The sequence below is a fragment of the Alkalibaculum bacchi genome, from assembly GCF_003317055.1.
Taxonomy (GTDB): Bacteria; Bacillota; Clostridia; order Eubacteriales; family Alkalibacteraceae; genus Alkalibaculum; species Alkalibaculum bacchi.
In genome coordinates, this window is record NZ_QNRX01000019.1 from 33,105 (window position 1) to 54,997 (window position 21,893).

Here is a 21,893-nt window from a genome sequence, read left to right on the forward strand (position 1 = left end):
CAGTAAATTACTAACGTTCTAGTTGATAACTTAATAAAGAATCTTTTATACGATTAGAGATAGATTTTTTTTCTGATACGCTATCATTTATGTCATTATCTTTTATGATAAAATCTTCTGTAATAGTATCTACTTTTTCGTTGTCAATGTTAGCATTTTCTTCTATCTCTCTTTCTGATGTAGTTTCCTGTGTAAACCCGTTCCCCATATCCAACAAGGTGTCTAATTGTAAAAGTCTTTGCTGCTTTTCTCTTAATTCATCTTCTTTTGAAAAAGGTTTACTTAATTCAAATTTAGCATTTTCTACCTGCTTTTGTATATTTTCTAGTTTTTCAGTAGCTTTTTCTAGCTGTTTAGGTAAACTATCTAGCGTATTGTCTAAACGAGTGATATTATCTTTTCCTAAAGTAGTAGTATGAGTTACAGAATTTTTTAAACCAATTTTAAAATTTTGATTAATACTATCAAAAGACAGATATACTTTAAAACCTCTATAGCTTCCAATCTTCTTTGGCTCACTACTACGAACTGTCATGCATGAAGATAAAAGTGCTTTACCAGCATCTTCTTTATCTGTATATATGTGTCCATCAATCTCCATGAAAGTAAATTTTTTCACATCATCACTGTTTTCCGAGCTATGTTTTATGTCCTTTTTGAGTGCACCTATAAGTTCTGTAAGCTCCTTTATTTGTTTTGGGTACCAATGATAAACTTTATCTTCAAGGTTGTATTTTTGATTTAAATAACTAGACTTTAAAACTTTTAATTTAGATACCTGTATATCTAAATCCATCTTTTCCTTTATAAGTGGATTACCTGTAGCCAAGGCTTTAATTTCAGCGTAAGAGAGTGCCGATTCATCTACATCTTCAGCACTTCTTACAGGGGTTTTACCTGTCATTATTTGACTAATAAACTTTTGTTTATTCTCTACAAGTTGATATAGATACGCATCGAAAGTATTCTCTGTAACATAGCGAAATATTTCAACCTTTTCATTTTCATTCCCCTGTCTAACTATTCTACCCATCCGCTGTTCTAGATCGGAAGGTTTCCAAGGGCAATCTAAGTCGTGTAAGGCAATTAATTTATCTTGAACATTAGTACCAGCACCCATCTTTTGAGTAGACCCTATTAATACACGGACTTTTCCTGCCCGTACACTAGCAAAGAGCTTATCTTTTTGTTTTTCACTTTTAGCATCATGAATAAATGCAATTTCTTTTTCAAGGACTCCTTTTTCTATTAACTTATTTTTAAGACTATCATAAACATTAAAGCTATCATCATCTTTAGGTGTCGATAAATCACAAAAAACAAGTTGAGTTGAGCGTTTATCTTTGGTTTTATTCCAAATATCAAATACATTATTAGCACAAACACTAACCTTACTATTTTCATCATCAGGTAAATTTTCATTAATTAATCTTTGATCTAGTGCTAATTTACGCCCATCATTTGTTATCTTCAACATATTATCTACCTCAGGTGGAACACCACGATTTCTGACAACCTCTGCACGTTCTGAAAGGCTCGATACTATTTCTCTTTGATGTTCTGTAGGCTTTGTAACTACTGTTTTAAATTCTGCTTCTGGTACAGGGAGGTTTAACATGTCAGCTGTCTTTATGTCGGCTACTTCTCTAAACATATTCATAAGTTCTGGTAAATTATAGAACTTAGAAAAACGTGTTTTGATACGATATCCAGTACCTTCTGGTGCAAGTTCAATAGCTGTTACTGTTTCTCCAAAAGTACTTGCCCAAGCATCAAAATTTTCTAGATTACTTTTCTTTAAATCATCATATTGCAAGTATCGTTGCATCGTATACATTTCTGTCATAGAGTTACTAATTGGTGTACCAGTAGCAAAAACTATTCCCTTTCCACCAGTTACTTCATCCATATAACGACATTTCATAAACATATCTGTAGATTTCTTTGCTTGACTTTGCCCAATTCCAGCAACATTTCGCATTTTAGTATATAAAAATAAGTTTTTATAAGAGTGGGCTTCATCAACATAAAGACGGTCTACACCTAATTGTTCAAAAGTTACAACATCATCTTTATAGCTTTGATCATTTAGCTTATCTAATCTAGTGCTTAATGATTTTTTAGTTGTTTCTAATTGTTTAACACTAAAGTTATCTCCACTTTCTTCTTTTAACTCTTTAATTCCTTCTGTTATTTCATCAATTTGCCTTTTAATTTCTCTTTTCTGAAAATCATCAGACATTGGAATACGCTCAAATTGACTATGGCCTATAATAATTGCATCATATTCGCCAGTTGCAATACGACTACAAAACTTTTTACGATTTTTAGGTTCAAAATCTTTTTTTGTTGCTACTAAAATATTAGCAGATGGATATAGCTGTAAGAATTCTGTTCCCCATTGCTCTGTTAAATGATTAGGCACTACAAATAAGGACTTTTGGCATAAACCAAGCCTTTTACTCTCCATTGCAGAAGCTACCATTTCAAAGGTTTTTCCAGCACCTACAACGTGAGCTAGTAAAGTATTTCCACCGTATAAAGTATGAGCAACTGCATTTTTTTGATGTTCTCTTAATGTAATCAAAGGACTCATTCTAGGAAAAGTAAGATGGCCACCATCGTATTCCCGAGGACGAATAGCATTAAATTTCTCATTATATAATTTTGTTAGCCTATTTCGTCTATCTGGATCTTTCCATATCCAATCTTCAAAGGCTTGTTTAATAGTATCTTGTTTCTCCCGTGCTAACATGGTTTCATTTTGATTGAGTACATATCGCTCATTACCATCAGGATCAGTTACTTTATCCTTAATTTGAACATCTTTTAAGTTTAATGTCTCTTCTAATATCTTATAAGCATTTATACGACTTGTTCCATATGTATTAGTTGTTAGGATATTACCATAATCTAATGATTTTCCTTTAATGTACCATTTAGCAGTAGGCGAGGAGTAAGTAACCCCCATCTCCCACCTGTTATATGTTGGAGTTTCAAAAGTTTCATACATGAACTGTTCAATATCGTAAGGAGGTATCCACGAAGCACCTAGTCTAACAGTAATTTCACTAGCTGTTAGATCTTCTGGTACAACTTTTTCTAAACATTTAACATTAAAATCCAAAGTATTAATCTTTTCCTGTGTCTTTTGTCTTAATAGAATAGTTTTAGATGTCTCTTCTTCAAGTTCTATATTTCTTAAAAACTCCTTATATTCATCTTGTTTTTCTTTAGCAACCTTTAGTTTTTCTCTTACATTTCCACTAAGATATTCATCTAATGTTTCAAACTTAGATGTTTCTGGATTTTCAAAAATTACACCCTCTAGCTTATTTATCAGGTCTTCTTGATTAATTCCTGTAAGTTGCTCCATATACTTTAAATCTACTTTTGCTTTCTCACTGATAGATATTGCTAAAGCTTCTGTAGGAGTATCGGCATGAGTTGGGATAATATGCTTTCTAATTGTTCTCTTTGTAAAAATATCTGCTTTTCTTTTGAACTTATTATCAGAATCAAGGATTTCTAATGAACTTAATAAAGCATATGAAGAGTCCCCTTCAAAAGCTTTAATATTTGCTCTTTCATTCAATCTTCCATACTCTTTTACAAAGTTATCATATATACTACTTAAAGTTTCTTGAGATTTTTTAATCTCTATTTCGTCATAATCTTCTGTTTGATAGTCAATTACTTTATAAGCAGCATTTCTAAGTTCAATGAGACATTTAACCCTCTCCTTAGCTACTTCTGATAAATTTTGTTTAAACATTTTAGAATTATCTCTAAAATAAACTTCATCGTTGAAAATAGTGTAACTAAAGTTACGAACAAAAGGGTCAGCAGATATTATAGAGTCATTTTCTATTTCTTCGACATCTTCTATTTCTATTTCTACAAACTCGCCCTCAATATTATTTATTGCAGTTAATAGCTGGTTTTCTAGATTTACATCTTCAAATGGAATACAACTACTTTCTTTTCTTCCAAATTGAGTTGTTACCATTTCCATATTACCTAAAATCATTTCAGGATGATCTATGAAATATTGGTTTATTCGAATATCGTTCTCGTCTGTCCCTACACGTATCCAGTCTAAAGCTTCTACATCAAGTAATATTTCATCTCGCTTTTGCAAGAAAATAATATCTGAGGTAACTTCTGTCCCTGAATTAGCTTTAAACGCAGTATTAGGTAATCGGATAGCTCCTAACAATTCGGCACGTTGTGCAATATATTTACGAACAGTTTCATTTTCCTTATCCAAAGTACCTTTTGATGTAATAAAAGCTATAACGCCACCAGATCTAACCTTATCCAATGTTTTTGCAAAGAAATAGTCATGGATTAGAAAGTTTTCCTTGTCATATCTCCTATCGGACACCCTATATTGCCCGAACGGTACATTTCCAATAGCTACATCAAAGAAAGCATCTGAAAAATCTGTATCTTCATACCCACCTATAGTAATATCTGATTTTTGATAAAGTTGTTTTGCTATTCTTCCTGTTAAATTATCTAATTCAACACCATATATGCGACTATTTTCCATATCCTTAGGCATAAGTCCCATAAAATTACCAGTTCCACATGATGGTTCAAGGATATTCCCTTCTTTAAATCCTATATTGTTGAGGGCTTGATACATAGATTTAATAATAATAGGAGATGTATAATAAGCGTTTAATGTTGATTCCCTGGCACTACCATATTCTTCATCTGTTAAAATACTTTTTAACTCTACATATTCCTTTGACCAGGTATCATTATTTTCATCAAATGCATATGATAGGCCACCCCAACCCACATATTTAGATAATATTTCTTGTTCCCCAGGTGTAGCTAATCTATTATCAGCTTCTAGATTTTTTAAAGTCCTAATAGCTTCTACATTCCATTTATACTTAGTTTTTGCTCCAGCAACTCCTAAATCATCATTAGTGATATGGAAGTTACGCTTTTCTTGATCTGTAGAGATACTAGAAGTTTCTTCATGTTGGTTATCTAAACCATCATTTACAGCTAAATTAATATAAGCTTGATTTTGAATTTGCTCTTTTACCTCTTTATAATATTCTTCAAACTGTCTCTTTTCTTCTAAACTTAAATAGACATCCCTAGATATAAGTTCAGTAATTCGTTTTCCTACTTTTGGCCACTTTAAGGTTAATTCAGCACTAGGATTTACTAAGCTTCCTTTAGACATAGTTATTCCTTTAGAATCATATGATACATTAGAAATAAAATTTTCTTTGTCTGGAGCACCCCACCCCCCTACGCCATATTCTTTTTTTATAAAATCAGCTAGTTCTTTATTTGTTGGATTTTTCATATAGAAATCTACTATTCTAAACTTTCCATGTTCAAATCCTGAACCTCCTATTAAGACATCATCTATTTCCTTTTGAGAAATAGAAAAAGCAGTGGTTTCTTCTACCACTGCTTCAATAGATTCATTTGGAAATAAGCTAATTTGGCTTGGTTCTATGCGTAAATCATTTCCTCGTAAATTACTTCCTCGCACATCGCCTTGATGTTGTTCACTTGTCTGACCCATTCCATCTGATTGTTTTCTTTTAAATTCTCTGTTACTTCGTAAGTCTCCATCATTTGTTTTATTGTTTTCTCTAGTCTCTCGTTCGCTCGTTCGTTGATCTCCACTAGATGTTGTTGAAGTTTCCCCTGTATCGATAGGCTGTTGTACAATACCTTGTTGTTTTTCATTAGGTACATTAGTCTTAGGCTCCCGTATTTCCCTATTGGTTTGGCTTCCGTTGTCTCTAGCTCCATATTGGGCAGAAGATAATCTCCTTCCATTAGGTAAGTCCCTCCCAATTCCTCGAAGCTCGTTTCCTTCACTACTGGAGTGTAAACTCCATTCTCCTCGTAATACTCCTTCTTCCCTATTATTACTCTCTCCATTTTCCTCCTTACCCCTTTCTTTTATATCATCGTTATAGGCTCTATTTTCGATTTCTAGCCCCTTTTCTTCCTCACTCATAGCATAACTTGAGCTAATAGTTTCTTGCAAGTGTTTTTCCTTAATATTTTCATTCTCTTCAAACTCTTTTATCTTATTTGATAAGTCATTACTTAATTGAGTATAGTTTTCCATAGTCTCAGAAACTAATAAACTTAATAATGTAAACATATCAGGATCTGAGCTAGAAAACATTTTTATATAATCAAAATTTATTTCTTGATTTTGATTTTTAAAGTACGTATTAGTATCTAACCCCATTCTTTTCATTATCATATAAGATACAGATTGAATTTCTAAAGTTTTTAATATTTGTAAATCTTGTGTACTTAAATTTATATTTAATAAAGTATTTGCTTTAGTACTTAAAGAGTTTGCATCAATTATTTTTTCTGCATACCTAGAAATTCGATTTTCAAGAGGTAATTCTTTATTTTCTGACAGTATCCCTTTTTCTTCTTCCAATAACTCTAAAACAGGCTTATGAAGCCCCTTATCAAACTCCCATAAATAAACATCACGAGTAGTAAATCTGGTTGTATGTGTATCTGAAATATCAAATACATATTTAGATGTTGGTGGGTTAGTTGTATTATCAACGATTTGAATTCCCTTTGATCCTTTATTTATCCAACGGTTAAATCGTTTATTCCATAAGTCCATACTAGCAACCGCTCTTGCTTCTGGCCTTTGAGCATAAATTAAAAGCTGATTTTGAAAAGAATATTTATTTGTATAACATGCACTATCTAAAAACTGCATCCAACTTATACCACTCTGAACAATATCTTTTGATTTTCTCAGCGAAATACTTTGAATACTATTTATTTTTGTCATTTAAATCACCACATTTCCTTAAAGTAGAGTTTAATCTAAAATCATACCATTCTTATCATATGTTGAAATATCATCAAAAACTATACCCGAATCTATGACTTTATTAATATCGGCATGTAGTCTAATGAATTCCGTTTTAGATTTTCGCTTAGTATTATTATCCATATATTCACAATATAGATATAACCCCTCATAACCTCTTTCTTTTATTAAATCTGTTGTTGTTACAAAACTTTCATATTGCTGTCCCTCAAGGGGTTCTCCTATATTTTCTTTATCATCAGTTAGATACCATTGCCAGGTATAATGTATTAAATCAGGTGTTGCATGAAAAATAAAATGAGCATCTTTGTCATTGTTGTAAAGTTTTATCGCAAACTTTATCATTTTTCTTTATCCCCCTTTTATTATTAATCTTTCCTCCATAAAGCAAAAATGCTATCTATCCATATTTTGTTTTTGTGCAAATTTCAGTTTTCTGATTTGATCCTTTTTAAGCTTTTCATTTAAGCTGTTTTCAATTCCTTGTGTATCAACCTGATGTTTAGCGAATCTTTTACCTTTTTTAATAAGAGAATGAATCCTCTCGGCTTTTCCATTAATCGCTTGAATATCCTTTTTTTCAAGCAACTTAAGAGGTTCACCTTTGATTCTATAATTATCCAGAATATAGTCTTTTGTGACAGGAAACATATCTTGTATAACAAATGCTGATTTTCTGTTACCGACCGTACAAACATGTGCAATGTCCTTCGGTTTTTTCTGTTCCTCACGGTTTTTCAAGATGGCCTCAAACTTTTCTATCTTTGTAGACATTGGAATCATCCATAATATTTGATCATTTTCTTTATCTTCAAAAGCGTAGTAATGAGGACGACCGCCACCTTTATTGAATTTTAGAGAAGGATCTGGATATTCTACAAAGAATTTATCCTTAATCGTATATATATAATTTGGTTCAGGCTTCAATGTTATTTCCCCTCATTTACAAATAAAAAAAGAGACAAGAGTAATAATTACTCTTGTCTCTTAGGACTGCTTTCCTGCCCCGATTTTATTAATCGCAGTCGAGGTTTGCGATCCCTTTTTATTAGTCCGCCAATAGGAAGGGCGACTCCTTTTTTATTCGTCGCTTAAGGACTAGCGACATCACTTTTAATCTTCTTAATAAGAATTATAGTCTATATTTCTCTTAACGTCAATTATTATACAGATTTTTTACCTAAAGTATTTCAACGATCTATCCCCTTTCTATTATTGTTCCTTACACGTTACATTTTTAATTCGGGTTTCAATTTTTCTAAAATAATGCCATAAACTTTGTAATTAAGTTCCCTAGCATTTGTAGAATATTTAAATTAGGTGCTTGAAACATACTAAGATCTAATAATCGGATTTCAATCAATAAACATACTACTGTTACAAATAATATAAAATTTTCTACTATACTACCTGTTGTATAGTAGAATACTCCTTTGCCTGATTGAAATTTAGTATCAGATAAAGGCGAAAGCCACTTAATCCCAGATTTACTAAAGCTATCTTGTATTAAATGCAAAGCATAACCAAAAACAAAGAAAATAGCTGTAACAGCATTAAAATTAATTATACTAACCATTAAAACCAAGGTTAAGAATGTTAAGAGCAAACCTAATAAAGAATGAGTTATTCCACGGTGTCCAAAAAAAACATTTAGAAGATCCGATATCCCCCTGGTTCTACAACCTATCCAAGAATAAGGCTCATCTATATCTGGAAATAATGCTCCTAAGCTAAGAGCTGCAACACTGCCAATGGAAAGAGTATTGGTAGATGCCATAATTGGTAATGCAACAGCTAACGATATTGTCACATGAGTTTTATACTGCATAAAATCCCTCCTTTCTTTAATAGCTACTATTCGTCTTAACTTAACTATTCCATTCCTCTTTGATTTAAATATTTTATTTGTTGTAACTTTATTTTGGTTTTCATTTCTTGATTATTAATTAATTCCTTTATCTCAAGTTTTATATCTTTTTCAACCATTTGTTTAGACTTTGAAGAACGTTCCGCTTCAAAACCTTTTTCAATAAATCCACTGTGATTATTAATTTTATTTATATAGTTTACAGCAGGATCATATTCATAAGAGTATTTACCAACATTAAGTATTGTTGTAGTTTCACCTTTATTAAAAGAGTTTCCCTCCTCAATACTTGTTTGCTTTAAATTATTAGTATAATAATATTCTAGTAGATCTAAATAATATGTACCTGTCCCAATGGAAGTATGATTTTGACTGTTTTCTTTATAAAAAGGTGTTTCGTTCTCTGTATTTTCATCTATTTTCATATGCAATACTCCTCTTTCATAATTTGTAAACAAAATAAAAAACCATACAAATATTTATATTGCTTTGTATGGTTTACCTTTCGAACATTCGATTTTTATACATCATTTGAGCTTTTTTCTTAGCTTCAGTTTTATCAGGATTATCTATTTCTTTGCCTTTATCTTTGTCTTGCTTTAAATTTTTAACAATTTCTTGATGTTGTTTTTTGAATTCTGGGCAGTTCACAAATCCGATATCATCAACATAACTAGCAGTAACTTTTCCATTATCTTCAATAACAATAATATCACTTACAGATAAAGAGTGACCATTAAAGTCAGATGGCTTATCAATATTAAATGTTGTATATATCTCTTCTAATATTTGAGAATGATTCGATTCAGAGCAATATAGGTGATAATTACCTATGTTTTTATAATTCTCGATTTCAGGGTTTTCTCCTTGCCTTAACAGTTGATCATAACTTATCCATCTTCGATCTCTATTATTTTCTCCTGGCTTTAGCTGATAAATAGATAATTTTTTTTCAGTCATATCTATAGTTTTAGTTTTCTCCATATTTTGATCTCTTTCTTGCTCTTTTTGAATAATATTATCTATAGTAGATATAAATTCTTTGCAGGTTCGATGTACTTCTTCCATAGCTTTCTGTTTTTCTTCCAATTTTATTCCATTTTTAGTCCATTGAGATATATAAGGAATTGCTTTTTCAGAAGTATCCATTCCATAGTGTTTGCAAACGATGAAAGATGTTAATTCTGCTTGAAACTCTTTGGTAGGTTTAGAATTTGCAGCATTATCTAAAGAATTATTATGAAGTCTTGCATGAGCCAACTCATGAATAGCTGTTGCTATGTTTTGAGTTTCTGTATTTCTGGAATTTAGAACAATTTCTTTTTCACTTGAATTAATACTTTGTATAAATGCACCCTTTGCTGCTCCTAATTCACTAAATCCAAATCTAGACTCTTTCATATCCCTTATATCAATATTGAGTTCGCATGAAACAGCCTTAATACCCTTCTTCAAATACTCTATATTATTTTCTCCTTCTATTTTAAAATCATATTGTCTATTAGGAAATATCTTTGGGAGATCTTCTAATCGGGCATTTGTTTGAGAAACATCAAATACATGACCAACTTTAAAGCAAGGTATTTTGCGACTTGTTAGTATCTTATTTTTTATCAATTCTTTTTCTTCTTCTGTAGCTTCTGTTATGCTTTTCTCATTACCTTCTTTATCCTTAAATAAAGTTACAGGAGTATAGGTTAATATTTTAATGCCTTTTTCTCCTTTAGTCACAGAATAACCTTTTTCTTTCCAGTCTTTATAACTTGCAACAGCAATAGCTCCATCAAACTGATTCTGAATTAATTGTTGGTTATTAAGAGAATAATTATAAAACCTTGACATAAACTCTGCATACTCTAACAATTCTTTAGGAGAATTCTGATATTTTTCCATCTGTTCCACAGCTAACATCGACAATTCTTTAATTTCTGCTAACCTTTCTTCACTTGTTTTACGAGAATATTTTTTATTTGCCAATGATAACACCTCTCTTTTCATCATATTCTACAAAAAGAAACATATTTCTTTTAATTGTTTCATCAAATGTAATTGCATAAAATTCTATTTGTTCATCTGTAACACTAACTTTAGCCTTTTTATCGAGTATATAATTAGCTATACATAACACATTATTTTCAGCATCTATTTCCTCAATCATAAATAAATTACCACTAGAATATTGTTCTACATTTTCCATACAAATGACCTCCTGCATAATAAAACTAGTCCCTTCTTTATTTTATCGAGCATTTTACGCAACATTTTACCGAACATTTCATAAACATTTTATAAACGTTTTAAATTTGTTCTATTTAAAGTTCATTTTTTTGTTGTTCCCATGCAATTTTTTGTTGAATATACTCATAATCTCTTTCCGCCCTATATTTATCATAATCATCGCTTAATGCACACTTAATTCGATAAATATCTTTTCTTTTAATAATTGGTTTATTAAAAGTTTCATATTGTTGTAACCTTTTTTCTTCTCCTCCTGTTCCATGCCGATATATACTCCTATTTCTCTTAACATTATTATCTTTATTTTTCATCTCTTTTAATAATGAATTACCCAATCTCTTATGAATCTCGTCTACTTTATTATTAGCATAATTTTTTTCATCTCGCTTAGAATCTCCAAATAATTCTTTTCTGTACTTATCTTCCTCTTTAATATTTCTAATATATTCTTTATAATCTTCATTATCATTCATCAGAAGATCTGTAAGCCTGTCTATCTTTTCTCTAGTATTATCAGATATTTTTTTACTTCCGTATTGCCAATATTTTTTATTAGAAGGTAATTCATTATAGATTTCATTGAATAATGTTGTTTGCTGTATTGCTTTTTTATCTCTACTATAAGTTTCCTTTATATCTTGGACTAATGTATTTCTTAATTCAGAAATTCTAGAAAGCTCTGAAGTACGATCAATAAGTGCATTAGCAAATGTACTTTTCATATTATCAATTGTGCTTTGCTTTCTCTTTCCTTTTGGAGCAAGGTATTCTTCTCCATCTTCTGTCTCTATTATTCTTAGGGGTCTAGTATTATAATATTCTACTGTACCATAATGAATATGAATATGTTTTGTATTTCTATGTATAGATGCAAACCAATAACCATTTTCTATATTTTCATCCTTAAACATTTGTTTCATCATTTGTCTACTTGCATATTGTATCTTTTCTTCATCTAACTCATTTGTTTTAGAATTATATATACCCTCCTTTTCTAAAAACTCTCTATCAAAAGAAATAACATCTTGATAAAAAACAGAACCATTTTTTTCTGCATTACTGATAATTTTATTAGCATCTTTAATATCTTCTACAGTCATAATTTCTTTATTAATAGAAAATACTCCCAATTTAACATCCTGTTCTTTTACTTCTTCTTTTACTTCTTCTTTAACGATATCAGACAATTTTTTTTTAACTACTTTTAATACCTTTTGTTCTTCAACTGTTAATTTATTTTTTTTTTCTAACGCATATTGCCTAGTCATATATCGTATGTACTTTTCATAATCTGATACATCTGAAAAAGAGTCTTTTTCTTTCAAAATATTATTTGCTTCTTGTTCTTTTGTAGTTAAATCTTTTTTATTATTTAATGTTCTATATGATTTTCCTTTTTCAACTTTAAATGTTTCTAATGTATTCTCAATTCTTTTTAATTCTTGTTGCTCTTCATTAGATAAACTCTCTTCTTTTTCTAATAAAGCATCCTTTCTAGTCATATAGCTTACATACTTCGTAAAACTTTTAGCTGTTGGAACTGTGAATTGTGAAGTTAGAATAACGCTAGGACTCCCCATATATGACCCTCCATATAAAGTTACTATTCAAACAATGATCTCGACTTTTTTATTGTTTCTTCTTTTAACTGTATTTCTAATTCTGGCTTAATCATATTTGATTTTTTTAAATTTGATTTAAACGTAGTAGCTGTTTGGATTTCATTTTCAACATTTTTTCTAGCATCTTTATAAATATAAGTATCTTTCCCATTGCCGATTGCTTTAACTTCTTTTGCATCAAACCCACCTGCTGTCATTTCGATTAATATATCAATATTTTTAGATATAGAATTTATTTTTATTTGCATATCTTTTTCCTTTTTAGCTGTATCCGTTTGATCTGCCATAGATAACACCGCATACCTTACCGCTTCAGAAAATGAATTAATCCCAGGAATATTATCAATCATTTCATTAATAATATTTTCATGAACTTCGCTAAAAATAATTTCTTTTCTAATCTTATTTTTTATCATAATTCATCAACCCCTTCCCCAATATCCTCGCCACTGGCCATCAAATGAAACAGTCTAGTATTGCTATTTATAAATTCTTGTAATGTTTTTTCTTGACGGTCTAATGTTGCAGTAAGCAAATCAACTGCATGATTAAATTTATCTTCTTTTAATTGAGTTAACCTTAGTTCACAATCATTTTGAATTAACATTTTTATATATTCATTCCTCGAAAAATTTCTACCTAAATTCTTACTTAATTCTTTTGCCTTTCTTTCTATTTCTTTTATATAAGCAACGTCTACATTGGTTACTTTTATATCCACACAAACACCGCCTTAAGGTACTTTTGATTCTATTTTAATAACATTAGTTTCTAAAAGAAAAAAGAGCATAAGGAAACTCGGTGCCACTTTTTTAAAAAAGTGGCAAACAGGCTGTGCCTGTTGAGTTTCATAAATTTTGTATAGGTGTCATTTCTTTTGCTTTTTCCATGCCTTTTCCATGCTTTATCCGTATCATTTCCAGATTCGTTACATATCATTTCCAGGGCATGTTTTCCGCTATTTCCATCTAATTCATTTTGCTTTTTGTCCAGTAGGAGTATATCTTTTATCATTAAATAGAACGCATCTTTTCATCTAGTAATTTGATTTTTTCTTCTAGCTGCATGTTCTCATTTTGTAAGGTTTCTATTTCTTTTTGATACTGGTTAATATTAGATACATGAGTGTTTATTTGAGTCGTTGACTCTACTAATTCTTCTTCTGTTTGATAAACTAGATCATCTTCTATATTACTAATAGATTTCTTTAATTCACTTATTGCTAATTTTTGTGTTTGTATTTTCTCTTTATTAGCTTTAATTTGTTTCTTTATTGATTCTTGCTGAAAAAGGATATATTCTTTTTCGTAGTATTCTTTATCTTCAATTTTTATATCTGTATTTATAATCTTATCCGATTCATTAACATACATTTTAATGGATCTATCTTTTAAATCATCATTCTTTTCAATATCGGGGTGAATATACTTAGGAACTATAGTCACGGATAATATAGAAAAGTCTTCAGGAACATTTTTAATTATTGCGATAATGTAATTATCATTTACTCGTACACTTTCTATACTAAGTGGCTCTCTGCTTTCAATATAGCTGCTTGATATTTCATATGTAATATTTGAAAGTGAAGAATTTGAACTTATTTCTTTCATGGAAAAATCTAATCTCATAATTTCTTTTTCGGGATTGTATTCTTTTTTTGTAAGAGCTATTTGAATATTGTTACTTAATGTCTGATATTCGTTTAATAGTACTTCTTCATATGAATATGATTTCCCAGTAAACGCTGGAGATATAAATATAGTTAAAAAACCAAAAATAAATATTCCCATAATAAGCAAATACTTTTGTCCTAATGAGATACGAAACTTTTTCTTCTTTACCATATATCTAAAAATCCTTTCTTCCTTTTTTACGTACAACTTTAACATTTTTATCTATGTTTTTATATTTAATATTTCTGTATCTAGTCTTACCTGTTTGTTTATCTATGTATTCTCGTATAAGTAGCCATAAAACCTTTTCTCCATAATTAAGATCAAACCATTCCGCTTTAATTTCCCTTGTCACAGTAGGCTTTTCGTTATGGTAAAAAATTAAATAACAGTCATCTTCAGAGTAATCATGTTTAGGAATCAAGCAATCAATTGTTATCATAATCAAAATTATCCTTTCCCATTTCTAATTAATAGGATAATATTCAAAATCTATCACTTGAATTTTCTCATTAGCATTTGACAATAACTTTAAATTAATAAATGCTCTTGTTGCTGTTTCTCCCTCACTACCCTTTACAATATATTTAACATCTGCTAATATTTCACCGCTATTTAATCCATCACCTAATGCTGCAACATAAATTTTCATATCACTTACTTGGGATGTGAAAACAGGATCAGAACTTAATGCTTCTCCTGGATCCGTTACTTCAGGTGCTACTTTATTCCCTAAATCTTCTGTAGAAATTTCTAAAATCTTTTTTCTTCTTTCACTAAGATTATTAGTATCATAATTCAAATAAGCATTTACAAATTCATTTGCTACATTTTTATATCTTTGTTGTTTTTCTAATTCTGTCTCAGAAGATCCCTTTTCACTTTCTGAAGTACTTTTATCAGTTTTGTTTTTTAATTCTTTTATTTCCTTCTGCAAGCTTAAAATAGTATCCTCTTTTTCCTTGTTTATTGTCTCTTGTTGTCTTTTTATTGAATCTTCTTGTTTTATTAAATGCGAGAACAACACACCATTTAAAACAACTGAAACAACTAAAAAACTAGTAACTATTAAAGTAATCTTTTTATTTGACTTATAACTTTTCATTTATCAAAATCCTTTACATAAATTTAAATTATTTTACTATTCTTCTAATAGAATCAAAATGTGATGCCCAATAATTACTTGTCCAGTAATGATAACCAATTCCACCATTATTGGAATCATACATTCTTGTTTCGTCAATATATATCCCTACGTGGCTAATATGATGTGGTCCTCCATAAGTACCTTTAAAGAAAATTAAATCTCCTGGCTGTGCATCTTTTAATGACACTTCTACTGTTGCACCCCATTGTTGTTTAGCTGTCCTTGGTAAACTTATTCCAGCTGTTCTATAGACCCATTGAGTAAGTCCAGAGCAATCAAAACCTACTGATGCAGTGTCTCCACCCCAAACATATGGATTGCCTTCATACTTTAAAGCTTCTTCCATTACTGATTGAAATATCTCATTTCCCATTGGTATGTCGGTACTTCCTAAAATCACATATTGTCTTACTAAATCTGCATAAAAGAAATTTCCGCCATTACGATATAAATAAGTTTTTCCATATGATTGAGACACAGCGTTTACGTAAGAATAAATTGCTCCTGTATGATTTCCTAAACTTGGTGCAACTACTTTTTTACTATAATCTTCTGCAACTTCTATTGAATGATTTGCTCCTTTTGAACCCAAATATGAAACATAAGATGTTCCAAAATTATAGCTTTGAATTGTTCCCCAAACATCAGTACATCCTGAAGATAATGCCAATGTCATAGCACTTTTTAAATACTTTATTCCCTGTTCTATACTATCTAACGGATTATCAAAGCCATTTCGCCCTAAACCTGCACTTTCTGAAGATTGCATAATATCTGCTGTTCCAGTACCTTTCGACTCAACTTCTATAATGGCCATAATATATGGAACAAGCTCAGGGACTCCTTGCTTTTGTGCTTCTCTTATAACTTCATCCTGCCATTGTAAAGTTGTTTCTGATAAATTTATATTTGCAATTGCTCCACTAGTTTTATTCTTAGAAGCACTTGAAAGCATTCCAATAAAGAGAAGAAACATCAAAAAAGCAAACACTATAATGAGTGTTTGCAAGCCTAGAAAAATCTTTAATTTTTTAAATTTCTTATATCTTCTAATAGAATCTACTGCAATATTATTTTGCATTTATCCGCATCCTTTTCTAATTTTTATTGACCACCTTTAAACCTTTCTAACTGTTCATTTTCAGGATCAAAAGCTACGGTATAGGATTCATTAGATGATGTTTGTACTATTGCTTGACCTGTCTTTAATTCTGGTAGCATTTGATATTCTGTTTGTGTTAATGAATCTCCCAAGACCTCTCTCATTCGACCCATAACAGAATTATCTAGATTTAGAAACACTTTGTATTGTGTCAATTCAAACACTGTTTTAATAGTTGCAACACTTTTGTCGCTGGCCCCTTCAGGTAAAATTTCATTCGGAGATTGAGTTGCAAAGAAAACTCCTGCACTAAATTTTCTCATTTCTCTTTCAAAGGAAACTACATACTCAACTGCAAATAAATTATTCGCATTAATAATGTTATGACATTCATCAAGAAGAACCATGAAATATTTTAAGTCTTCATAATTAATTTTGCCCTCTTCTTTTAGTCGCTTCATTTTTCTACCGTTTTTTAAGGCATGATTCCAGATAAGAGTTAATGCTGTGAAAAGTTGACAATTAAAAACTTCCTTGTCAAGTTGTGAAATACCATCAATATCAAAGAATACTATTTGTTCATTTTCGAAGTTTTCAATGGTAGAATGTCCATCAAACAATGGTGCATATTGTCCTACCATTTCACTAACCATTATCTGAATAGTTTCAAGTGTTCTTACACGTTGTGGAGTTGGGTTTTTGTATTGAACTTTATGAAGGTATGTACTAAATTGACTTAAGGTGGGATAATTGTGAGGTTTTAATCCTGTGACTTTTACCTTCTCAGGATTGCTTATATAATCAGGAGTTAATATTCCTATTGATATATAAAAATTCCTTAATAAGCCCTTAAACTCTGTTACCTCAATATCTGTTATAGTTGGATTTAAAAATCGGATCATGTTTGAAACTTTTGATAAATGTTGCATAAAAGATCCGTACTCATCTACTCGTTCTCCATTTTCATCTGTTTTAGTAGCAAATATTTCTAAAGGATTAATAATTCCACTACCATTACCTCCACTCAAATCAATGATTTTTCCGCCCTGAGATTTCACTAAATCATAATAATCTCTTGCCTTGTCAAATCCCCTAATAAAACAATTTCTAGCAACCAAACCTTCTTCTAATTGTTTCATAAATGTAGACTTACCAAAACCCATTTTACCTAATACGAATCCATTAAATGATCGTCTAGTTCTTGTTGAGTAAAAAGGATCTAATATAAACGGTCCACCAGTAGATGTTTGTCCGAAATAAATTCCCCTAGGATCTTTTAACGCTTGATGGTGAAAAGGAATCCCTCCACCTATAGATGAAGATGGAAGGATAATTCCTGATCTAGTATTATTTTTTATTTGTTGTTCGTAACTTGTAAATAAAGACATCCATTCTTGTTTTTGCTGAAATAAATAAACAGTTGCTTTATGATTTAATCCATTTAATTCTTTTCTTGTATCTCCCATGCTTTTTTCTAATTCTTCTAGTGAGAAACTATAGAAAAAGATTCTTAAATGTACAATCTTCATAATTTCTCCATTCTGTGTAATCCTGTGAGCAAACTCTCTTAAATTCATTAATTCATAATTTGCATCGTCCCTATCTACTGTACTTCTGCCCGTTTCCGATTGATCTCGTAGTTCAGATATCGATCTATTTACATCTCTTAAGACCTCCTCTTTATTTGCTGTCCCTACATCTAATGTTGCCACTGTGTTCTCAATATTCATTAGATTTGTAAGCCATAAACTTGACACATCTTCTGCAAAGGAATAAATATGTAAGCATCCTACATATCCATCTCCTGTAGTAATGTATTTTTCATTAAACCTAATTCCACCCTTTGGTTGAATTCTTGAAACAAAATCAAGATCATAACCTTTTTCTTTAAGTTTTATTATTTCTTTCTCTTTTAATTTCATATTTTTCCATCTCCACCTACATTTTTGTGTTCATATTGTTTAACCGAAATAATATATTTTCTAGATCTTTATCTTTAAGTTGTTGTAAATCAAACTGTCTTCCTCCTAATCGAATTAAATCTCTTATATGTATTCCTATTTCTTTCTCATTTTTACCATATACCACTATAAAGAAAGTTAATTCAGATAATGAATCCTCCACCCAATTTACCCTTCTCAAGTTATCTGTGGCCAGTTTAATCATTACTTCATAACGCTCATATTCAGAATTTGTTATATTGCTAGATAATAACATCTTACGATATTCATTTATTTTATTTTTCCAAAATAGTTGCTGCTCTATCGTTTCTGTAGAGTATGTCATTGATAGAATTTTTATAGGTTCTGTGTATATTCTGCATAAATTTGTCAACTGACTAATCATCCTATTTAAATCACTCATATTCATAGAAATAAGGTCAGTTGTCTTTACTTTTATAAAAGCTTGATACGCATTTTCTTTATCAACTAAATATCCTTCCTTTGTGATTCGTTTATATGGAATAATATCAACCATTGGCAAATCATTACTTTTAAATGCAGAAAACAAAACATCAATTAAGATATTTCCTTGATTTTTTGGATTTTTAACTTCAGTTACCTTCAATATTTCATCTATTCCTTTCTATAAATAATTAATCAATTGAATGATATTTATTTCTATCCATTCTAAATATATAAAATAATATATTTAGATTTCTATCTATTGGATGGCTTGTTGTTTTCATACAAAGAAAAACACCAAAACAAGCTGAAAAAATGTAGTAAAATATTTGCATACTAGGGCTTAACGGAATAATCTTACTTATATTATTTGCTATAAGAAGCATTCCAGCTACAATTGCAATATCAAGCAAATAAAATGCCCATAACTTTATTTCTTGCCTTGTATTTTTAGGATTTTTATACATTTCCTCCTTACCCCTTTCTATGACTTAATCAGTTTTTTAAAACGATTTCCCTTCCTAGCAACTTGTTCAATTTTTAAATCATCAGGAAGCAAAGCTCCAAAGTATCCTGAAGATTTCTGTTTTACTTCTTGTTGTGTCGTACTTGTGACATTCTGACGTTCTTTTGTTTCAATTACCTGTTCTATACTTTGCTTAATATTTTGTTTTTCTTGTTCTGGAGTTGCCTTAAATGCCTTTTCAATATCTTGAATGACATTTTGTTTTAAAGAAGGACTATCTATAGAAGCTCTTTCTATTTCTTGTACTACTTTAGACCTCACTTCTTCTGGATGATAAGAACCATTAGACTCAACTTCTTGGATAATCTTTTGAACAGAACTTTGCACTTCACTTGGTATACTAGATTTTGAAAATATTTGCTCTACATTTTGCTTTAATTGCTGTGGTGTTGCTACATTAGAACTTTGAGCGTCTTGCAATACCCTTTGTTTTATATCATTAGAATTAAAAGAATCTTTTTGCACTTCTTGAATAATGCTTTGTTTTGCTTGTCCTGGATTATGTAATGTATTTATTTTTTGTTCAACAGGGTTAGGAATATTACTTTTATTATCTACTACTTGATTAACTCTCTGGTTTGTACTTCCAATAGGAGAATTTGTTTTCGTGTTTGCTAAAATGTCTATTTGCTTAGTAGTAACGTCATTAATTCCTTTACCTTCTGAAATAGATGCTGATGCAGGCTTTCCTAATTCTCCACTACTAACTATATCGGGTTTCATTTTAATATTTCCAGTGGTATCCATACTCCCAGGCTTTATAGCATCTTCAAATCTCATTTTTCTTAAAACATCTTCATTACTTTGATTTTGCAATGAATTACCGTTTTTATTAAGATTGGTGTCCGTTTGCCCCTGCGAATCATTTTCTTGGCTAATTTGCCCCATTCTTGCCCTCTGTGGCGATTTCTGACTGTTAATTGAGGTCTTGTTTTCTAGTGAAGGATTCTCTTTATAAGAAGCTGGACTTACAATTCCACTATCAAACGCTTTCATTTCCGCAATATTATCTGAAGCATTTTTGCTATTTGAATCATTTATACTTTGATTTTTAGACTTCCTATTATCCCACTTTTCTTGATTCGCCTGTCCTTTCGCTTCTCCTTGTTCTATTCCATCACTCCATTGATCTTTCATAGAATTAACGCTATTTTTAATTCCACCAGTTATTTTCTCTCCCGTTCCTTTAACTGCGTCTTCTGCCATACCACTAAACCCACGATTTCTCGCATAACCGAAAGATTTACCTGCTGAATTAACACTCTTTTTAAGTCCACTATCGCTATTTAGATTATTTAACGTATTACTTTCTTGCCCTGGTAAGTTTTCCATATTATTTTCAGAAGTAGATTTTCCGCCTAGATTCTTTAATCCCCTAGCCATGTTAGATGCTCCACGGCCAAGAGCAAAAGCTGCTGCCATTTGACCAAATCCTTCTTTTAGTCCCACATCAACACCAAAGTATCTCATGATTGTATTAGAACCTTTAATCAAAACAAATGTTGCCGATACAATCGCAACTATATAAATGATAGGGTTTACATTTGAACTTGATAAAAAAGAGAGAAACAAGGTATACATTTTTAAGCTTAGGCCTGTAAAGGCTATTAATAAAAAGGCATTTCCAATGTCCTGTACTACCATCTTTGTACGTTCTCCTGTTTCTAAATCTATAGCAAATACAAATAAACCAACTACTCTTTTGAAACCAATCTCTATAACGGTTGTAATAAGCACAAATACAGTAAATGCATATGAAACAAGTAGAGCACCTAATCCAACTATAATCGGCATAAACTTAGATGAATATCTAAAATACCCTTCGTCAAATAGATCTGAAAAAGGAGACAATAAACTATCCTCGATCTTAATGGCTGTCATATTACCTTGGCCATCATTTGATAATTGGTATTGGAGATGTTCTAATTGTGGATTATCAATTTCTTTAATTGTTTTTGGGGTAATTACTTCAGCCATATTTGCAGACTTAAATATTGCTGGTGTTAGTGCATTCTTAGGATTTGTGCTCTGTGAATTATTTTTAATTAAGTCAAAGCCTTGATTAGAAACATAAAGTAAATCGGCTGTATTATCCTGAATCAGTCCCCAAGATAAACTAGATACTTGCTGATTATTCATTCCTGTTTGCGTTGCATCATAAAACTCTAAAGATATGTCCTGCATAGTGTTCATTAACGTAGGCATACCTAAGATTAGAAAAGCAGAAATAAAAATATTTACACCTATAGACTTAAAGTTTGGTGGATTTTTTGCAATAACGGTTTTAAATCCTAGATAAACTAGTACTAAAATCATTAAAACAACTACTAAGTCATTAATAACTGCTTTAAGAATTCCTTGCATACCTGCATCATCTAAAAAGCTCAATAAGCTTAAAGATTCAGGGATTAAACTTTCTAAAAATGAAACAACAACATAAGCTAGTTTTAT

Annotated in this window: 18 protein-coding genes and 1 pseudogene; all 19 read right to left on the bottom strand. The window is 30.6% G+C overall.

The genetic code is table 11. The annotated features are described in order from the left end of the window. Nucleotides 1–10 precede the first annotated feature (10 nt). Nucleotides 11–4,954 (bottom strand): annotated as a pseudogene (locus tag DES36_RS15465) (helicase-related protein); the annotation flags it as partial. Between the two features lie 533 nt (nucleotides 4,955–5,487). Next, nucleotides 5,488–5,925: a TnpV protein gene (locus tag DES36_RS15470; RefSeq protein WP_113921534.1), complete on the bottom strand. Its 438-nt coding sequence runs from the start codon at nucleotides 5,923–5,925 to the stop codon at nucleotides 5,488–5,490. Between the two features lie 925 nt (nucleotides 5,926–6,850). Then, nucleotides 6,851–7,207: a hypothetical protein gene (locus DES36_RS12440; RefSeq protein WP_113921535.1), complete on the bottom strand. Its 357-nt coding sequence runs from the start codon at nucleotides 7,205–7,207 to the stop codon at nucleotides 6,851–6,853. A gap of 51 nt (nucleotides 7,208–7,258) precedes the next feature. Continuing rightward, nucleotides 7,259–7,789 (bottom strand): type III toxin-antitoxin system CptIN family toxin, encoded by a 531-nt coding sequence (gene cptIN / locus DES36_RS12445; protein ID WP_113921536.1) that lies wholly within the window; start codon nucleotides 7,787–7,789, stop codon nucleotides 7,259–7,261. A gap of 331 nt (nucleotides 7,790–8,120) precedes the next feature. Continuing rightward, entirely contained in the window at nucleotides 8,121–8,690 is a 570-nt protein-coding gene (locus tag DES36_RS12450) for a metal-dependent hydrolase (protein ID WP_113921537.1), read from the bottom strand. Between the two features lie 44 nt (nucleotides 8,691–8,734). Continuing rightward, the gene (locus DES36_RS12455) at nucleotides 8,735–9,154 is read right to left on the bottom strand and encodes a hypothetical protein (protein ID WP_113921538.1); all 420 of its coding nucleotides are present in this window, start codon (nucleotides 9,152–9,154) and stop codon (nucleotides 8,735–8,737) included. Between the two features lie 73 nt (nucleotides 9,155–9,227). Continuing rightward, on the bottom strand, nucleotides 9,228–10,706 hold the full coding sequence (locus DES36_RS12460; RefSeq protein WP_170128298.1) for a YodL domain-containing protein: 1,479 nt from the start codon (nucleotides 10,704–10,706) through the stop codon (nucleotides 9,228–9,230). After that, on the bottom strand, nucleotides 10,696–10,926 hold the full coding sequence (locus tag DES36_RS12465; RefSeq protein ID WP_113921540.1) for a DUF5511 family protein: 231 nt from the start codon (nucleotides 10,924–10,926) through the stop codon (nucleotides 10,696–10,698). Before DES36_RS12465 ends, DES36_RS12460 begins: the two co-directional genes overlap by 11 nt. Before the next feature lie 115 nt (nucleotides 10,927–11,041). After that, entirely contained in the window at nucleotides 11,042–12,547 is a 1,506-nt protein-coding gene (gene mobP2 / locus DES36_RS12470; RefSeq protein WP_113921541.1) for a MobP2 family relaxase, read from the bottom strand. Between the two features lie 23 nt (nucleotides 12,548–12,570). Continuing rightward, on the bottom strand, nucleotides 12,571–13,005 hold the full coding sequence (locus DES36_RS12475; RefSeq protein ID WP_113921542.1) for a hypothetical protein: 435 nt from the start codon (nucleotides 13,003–13,005) through the stop codon (nucleotides 12,571–12,573). Beyond that, the gene (locus DES36_RS12480; RefSeq protein WP_113921543.1) at nucleotides 13,002–13,310 is read right to left on the bottom strand and encodes a hypothetical protein; all 309 of its coding nucleotides are present in this window, start codon (nucleotides 13,308–13,310) and stop codon (nucleotides 13,002–13,004) included. The genes DES36_RS12475 and DES36_RS12480 overlap by 4 nt, the downstream gene beginning before the upstream one ends. Nucleotides 13,311–13,602: 292 nt before the next feature. Further along, the gene (locus DES36_RS12490) at nucleotides 13,603–14,433 is read right to left on the bottom strand and encodes a coiled-coil domain-containing protein (protein WP_113921545.1); all 831 of its coding nucleotides are present in this window, start codon (nucleotides 14,431–14,433) and stop codon (nucleotides 13,603–13,605) included. A 4-nt stretch (nucleotides 14,434–14,437) separates the two neighbouring features. Beyond that, nucleotides 14,438–14,704: a DUF5513 family protein gene (locus DES36_RS12495; RefSeq protein ID WP_113921546.1), complete on the bottom strand. Its 267-nt coding sequence runs from the start codon at nucleotides 14,702–14,704 to the stop codon at nucleotides 14,438–14,440. Nucleotides 14,705–14,728: 24 nt separating this feature from the next. After that, on the bottom strand, nucleotides 14,729–15,367 hold the full coding sequence (locus tag DES36_RS12500) for a hypothetical protein (protein ID WP_113921547.1): 639 nt from the start codon (nucleotides 15,365–15,367) through the stop codon (nucleotides 14,729–14,731). A 28-nt stretch (nucleotides 15,368–15,395) separates the two neighbouring features. Then, entirely contained in the window at nucleotides 15,396–16,490 is a 1,095-nt protein-coding gene (locus DES36_RS12505; RefSeq protein WP_113921548.1) for a bifunctional lytic transglycosylase/C40 family peptidase, read from the bottom strand. Between the two features lie 23 nt (nucleotides 16,491–16,513). After that, nucleotides 16,514–18,433, bottom strand: a complete 1,920-nt coding sequence (locus DES36_RS12510) for a VirB4 family type IV secretion system protein (protein WP_113921549.1) — start codon at nucleotides 18,431–18,433, stop codon at nucleotides 16,514–16,516. A 16-nt stretch (nucleotides 18,434–18,449) separates the two neighbouring features. Further along, on the bottom strand, nucleotides 18,450–19,079 hold the full coding sequence (locus DES36_RS12515) for a hypothetical protein (RefSeq protein WP_207657468.1): 630 nt from the start codon (nucleotides 19,077–19,079) through the stop codon (nucleotides 18,450–18,452). Between the two features lie 28 nt (nucleotides 19,080–19,107). Continuing rightward, on the bottom strand, nucleotides 19,108–19,383 hold the full coding sequence (locus DES36_RS12520) for a DUF5592 family protein (RefSeq protein ID WP_113921551.1): 276 nt from the start codon (nucleotides 19,381–19,383) through the stop codon (nucleotides 19,108–19,110). 17 nt (nucleotides 19,384–19,400) lie between these two features. Further along, nucleotides 19,401–21,893: pLS20_p028 family conjugation system transmembrane protein (locus DES36_RS14925; protein ID WP_207657469.1), on the bottom strand; the 2,493-nt coding region annotated here is incomplete at its 5' end.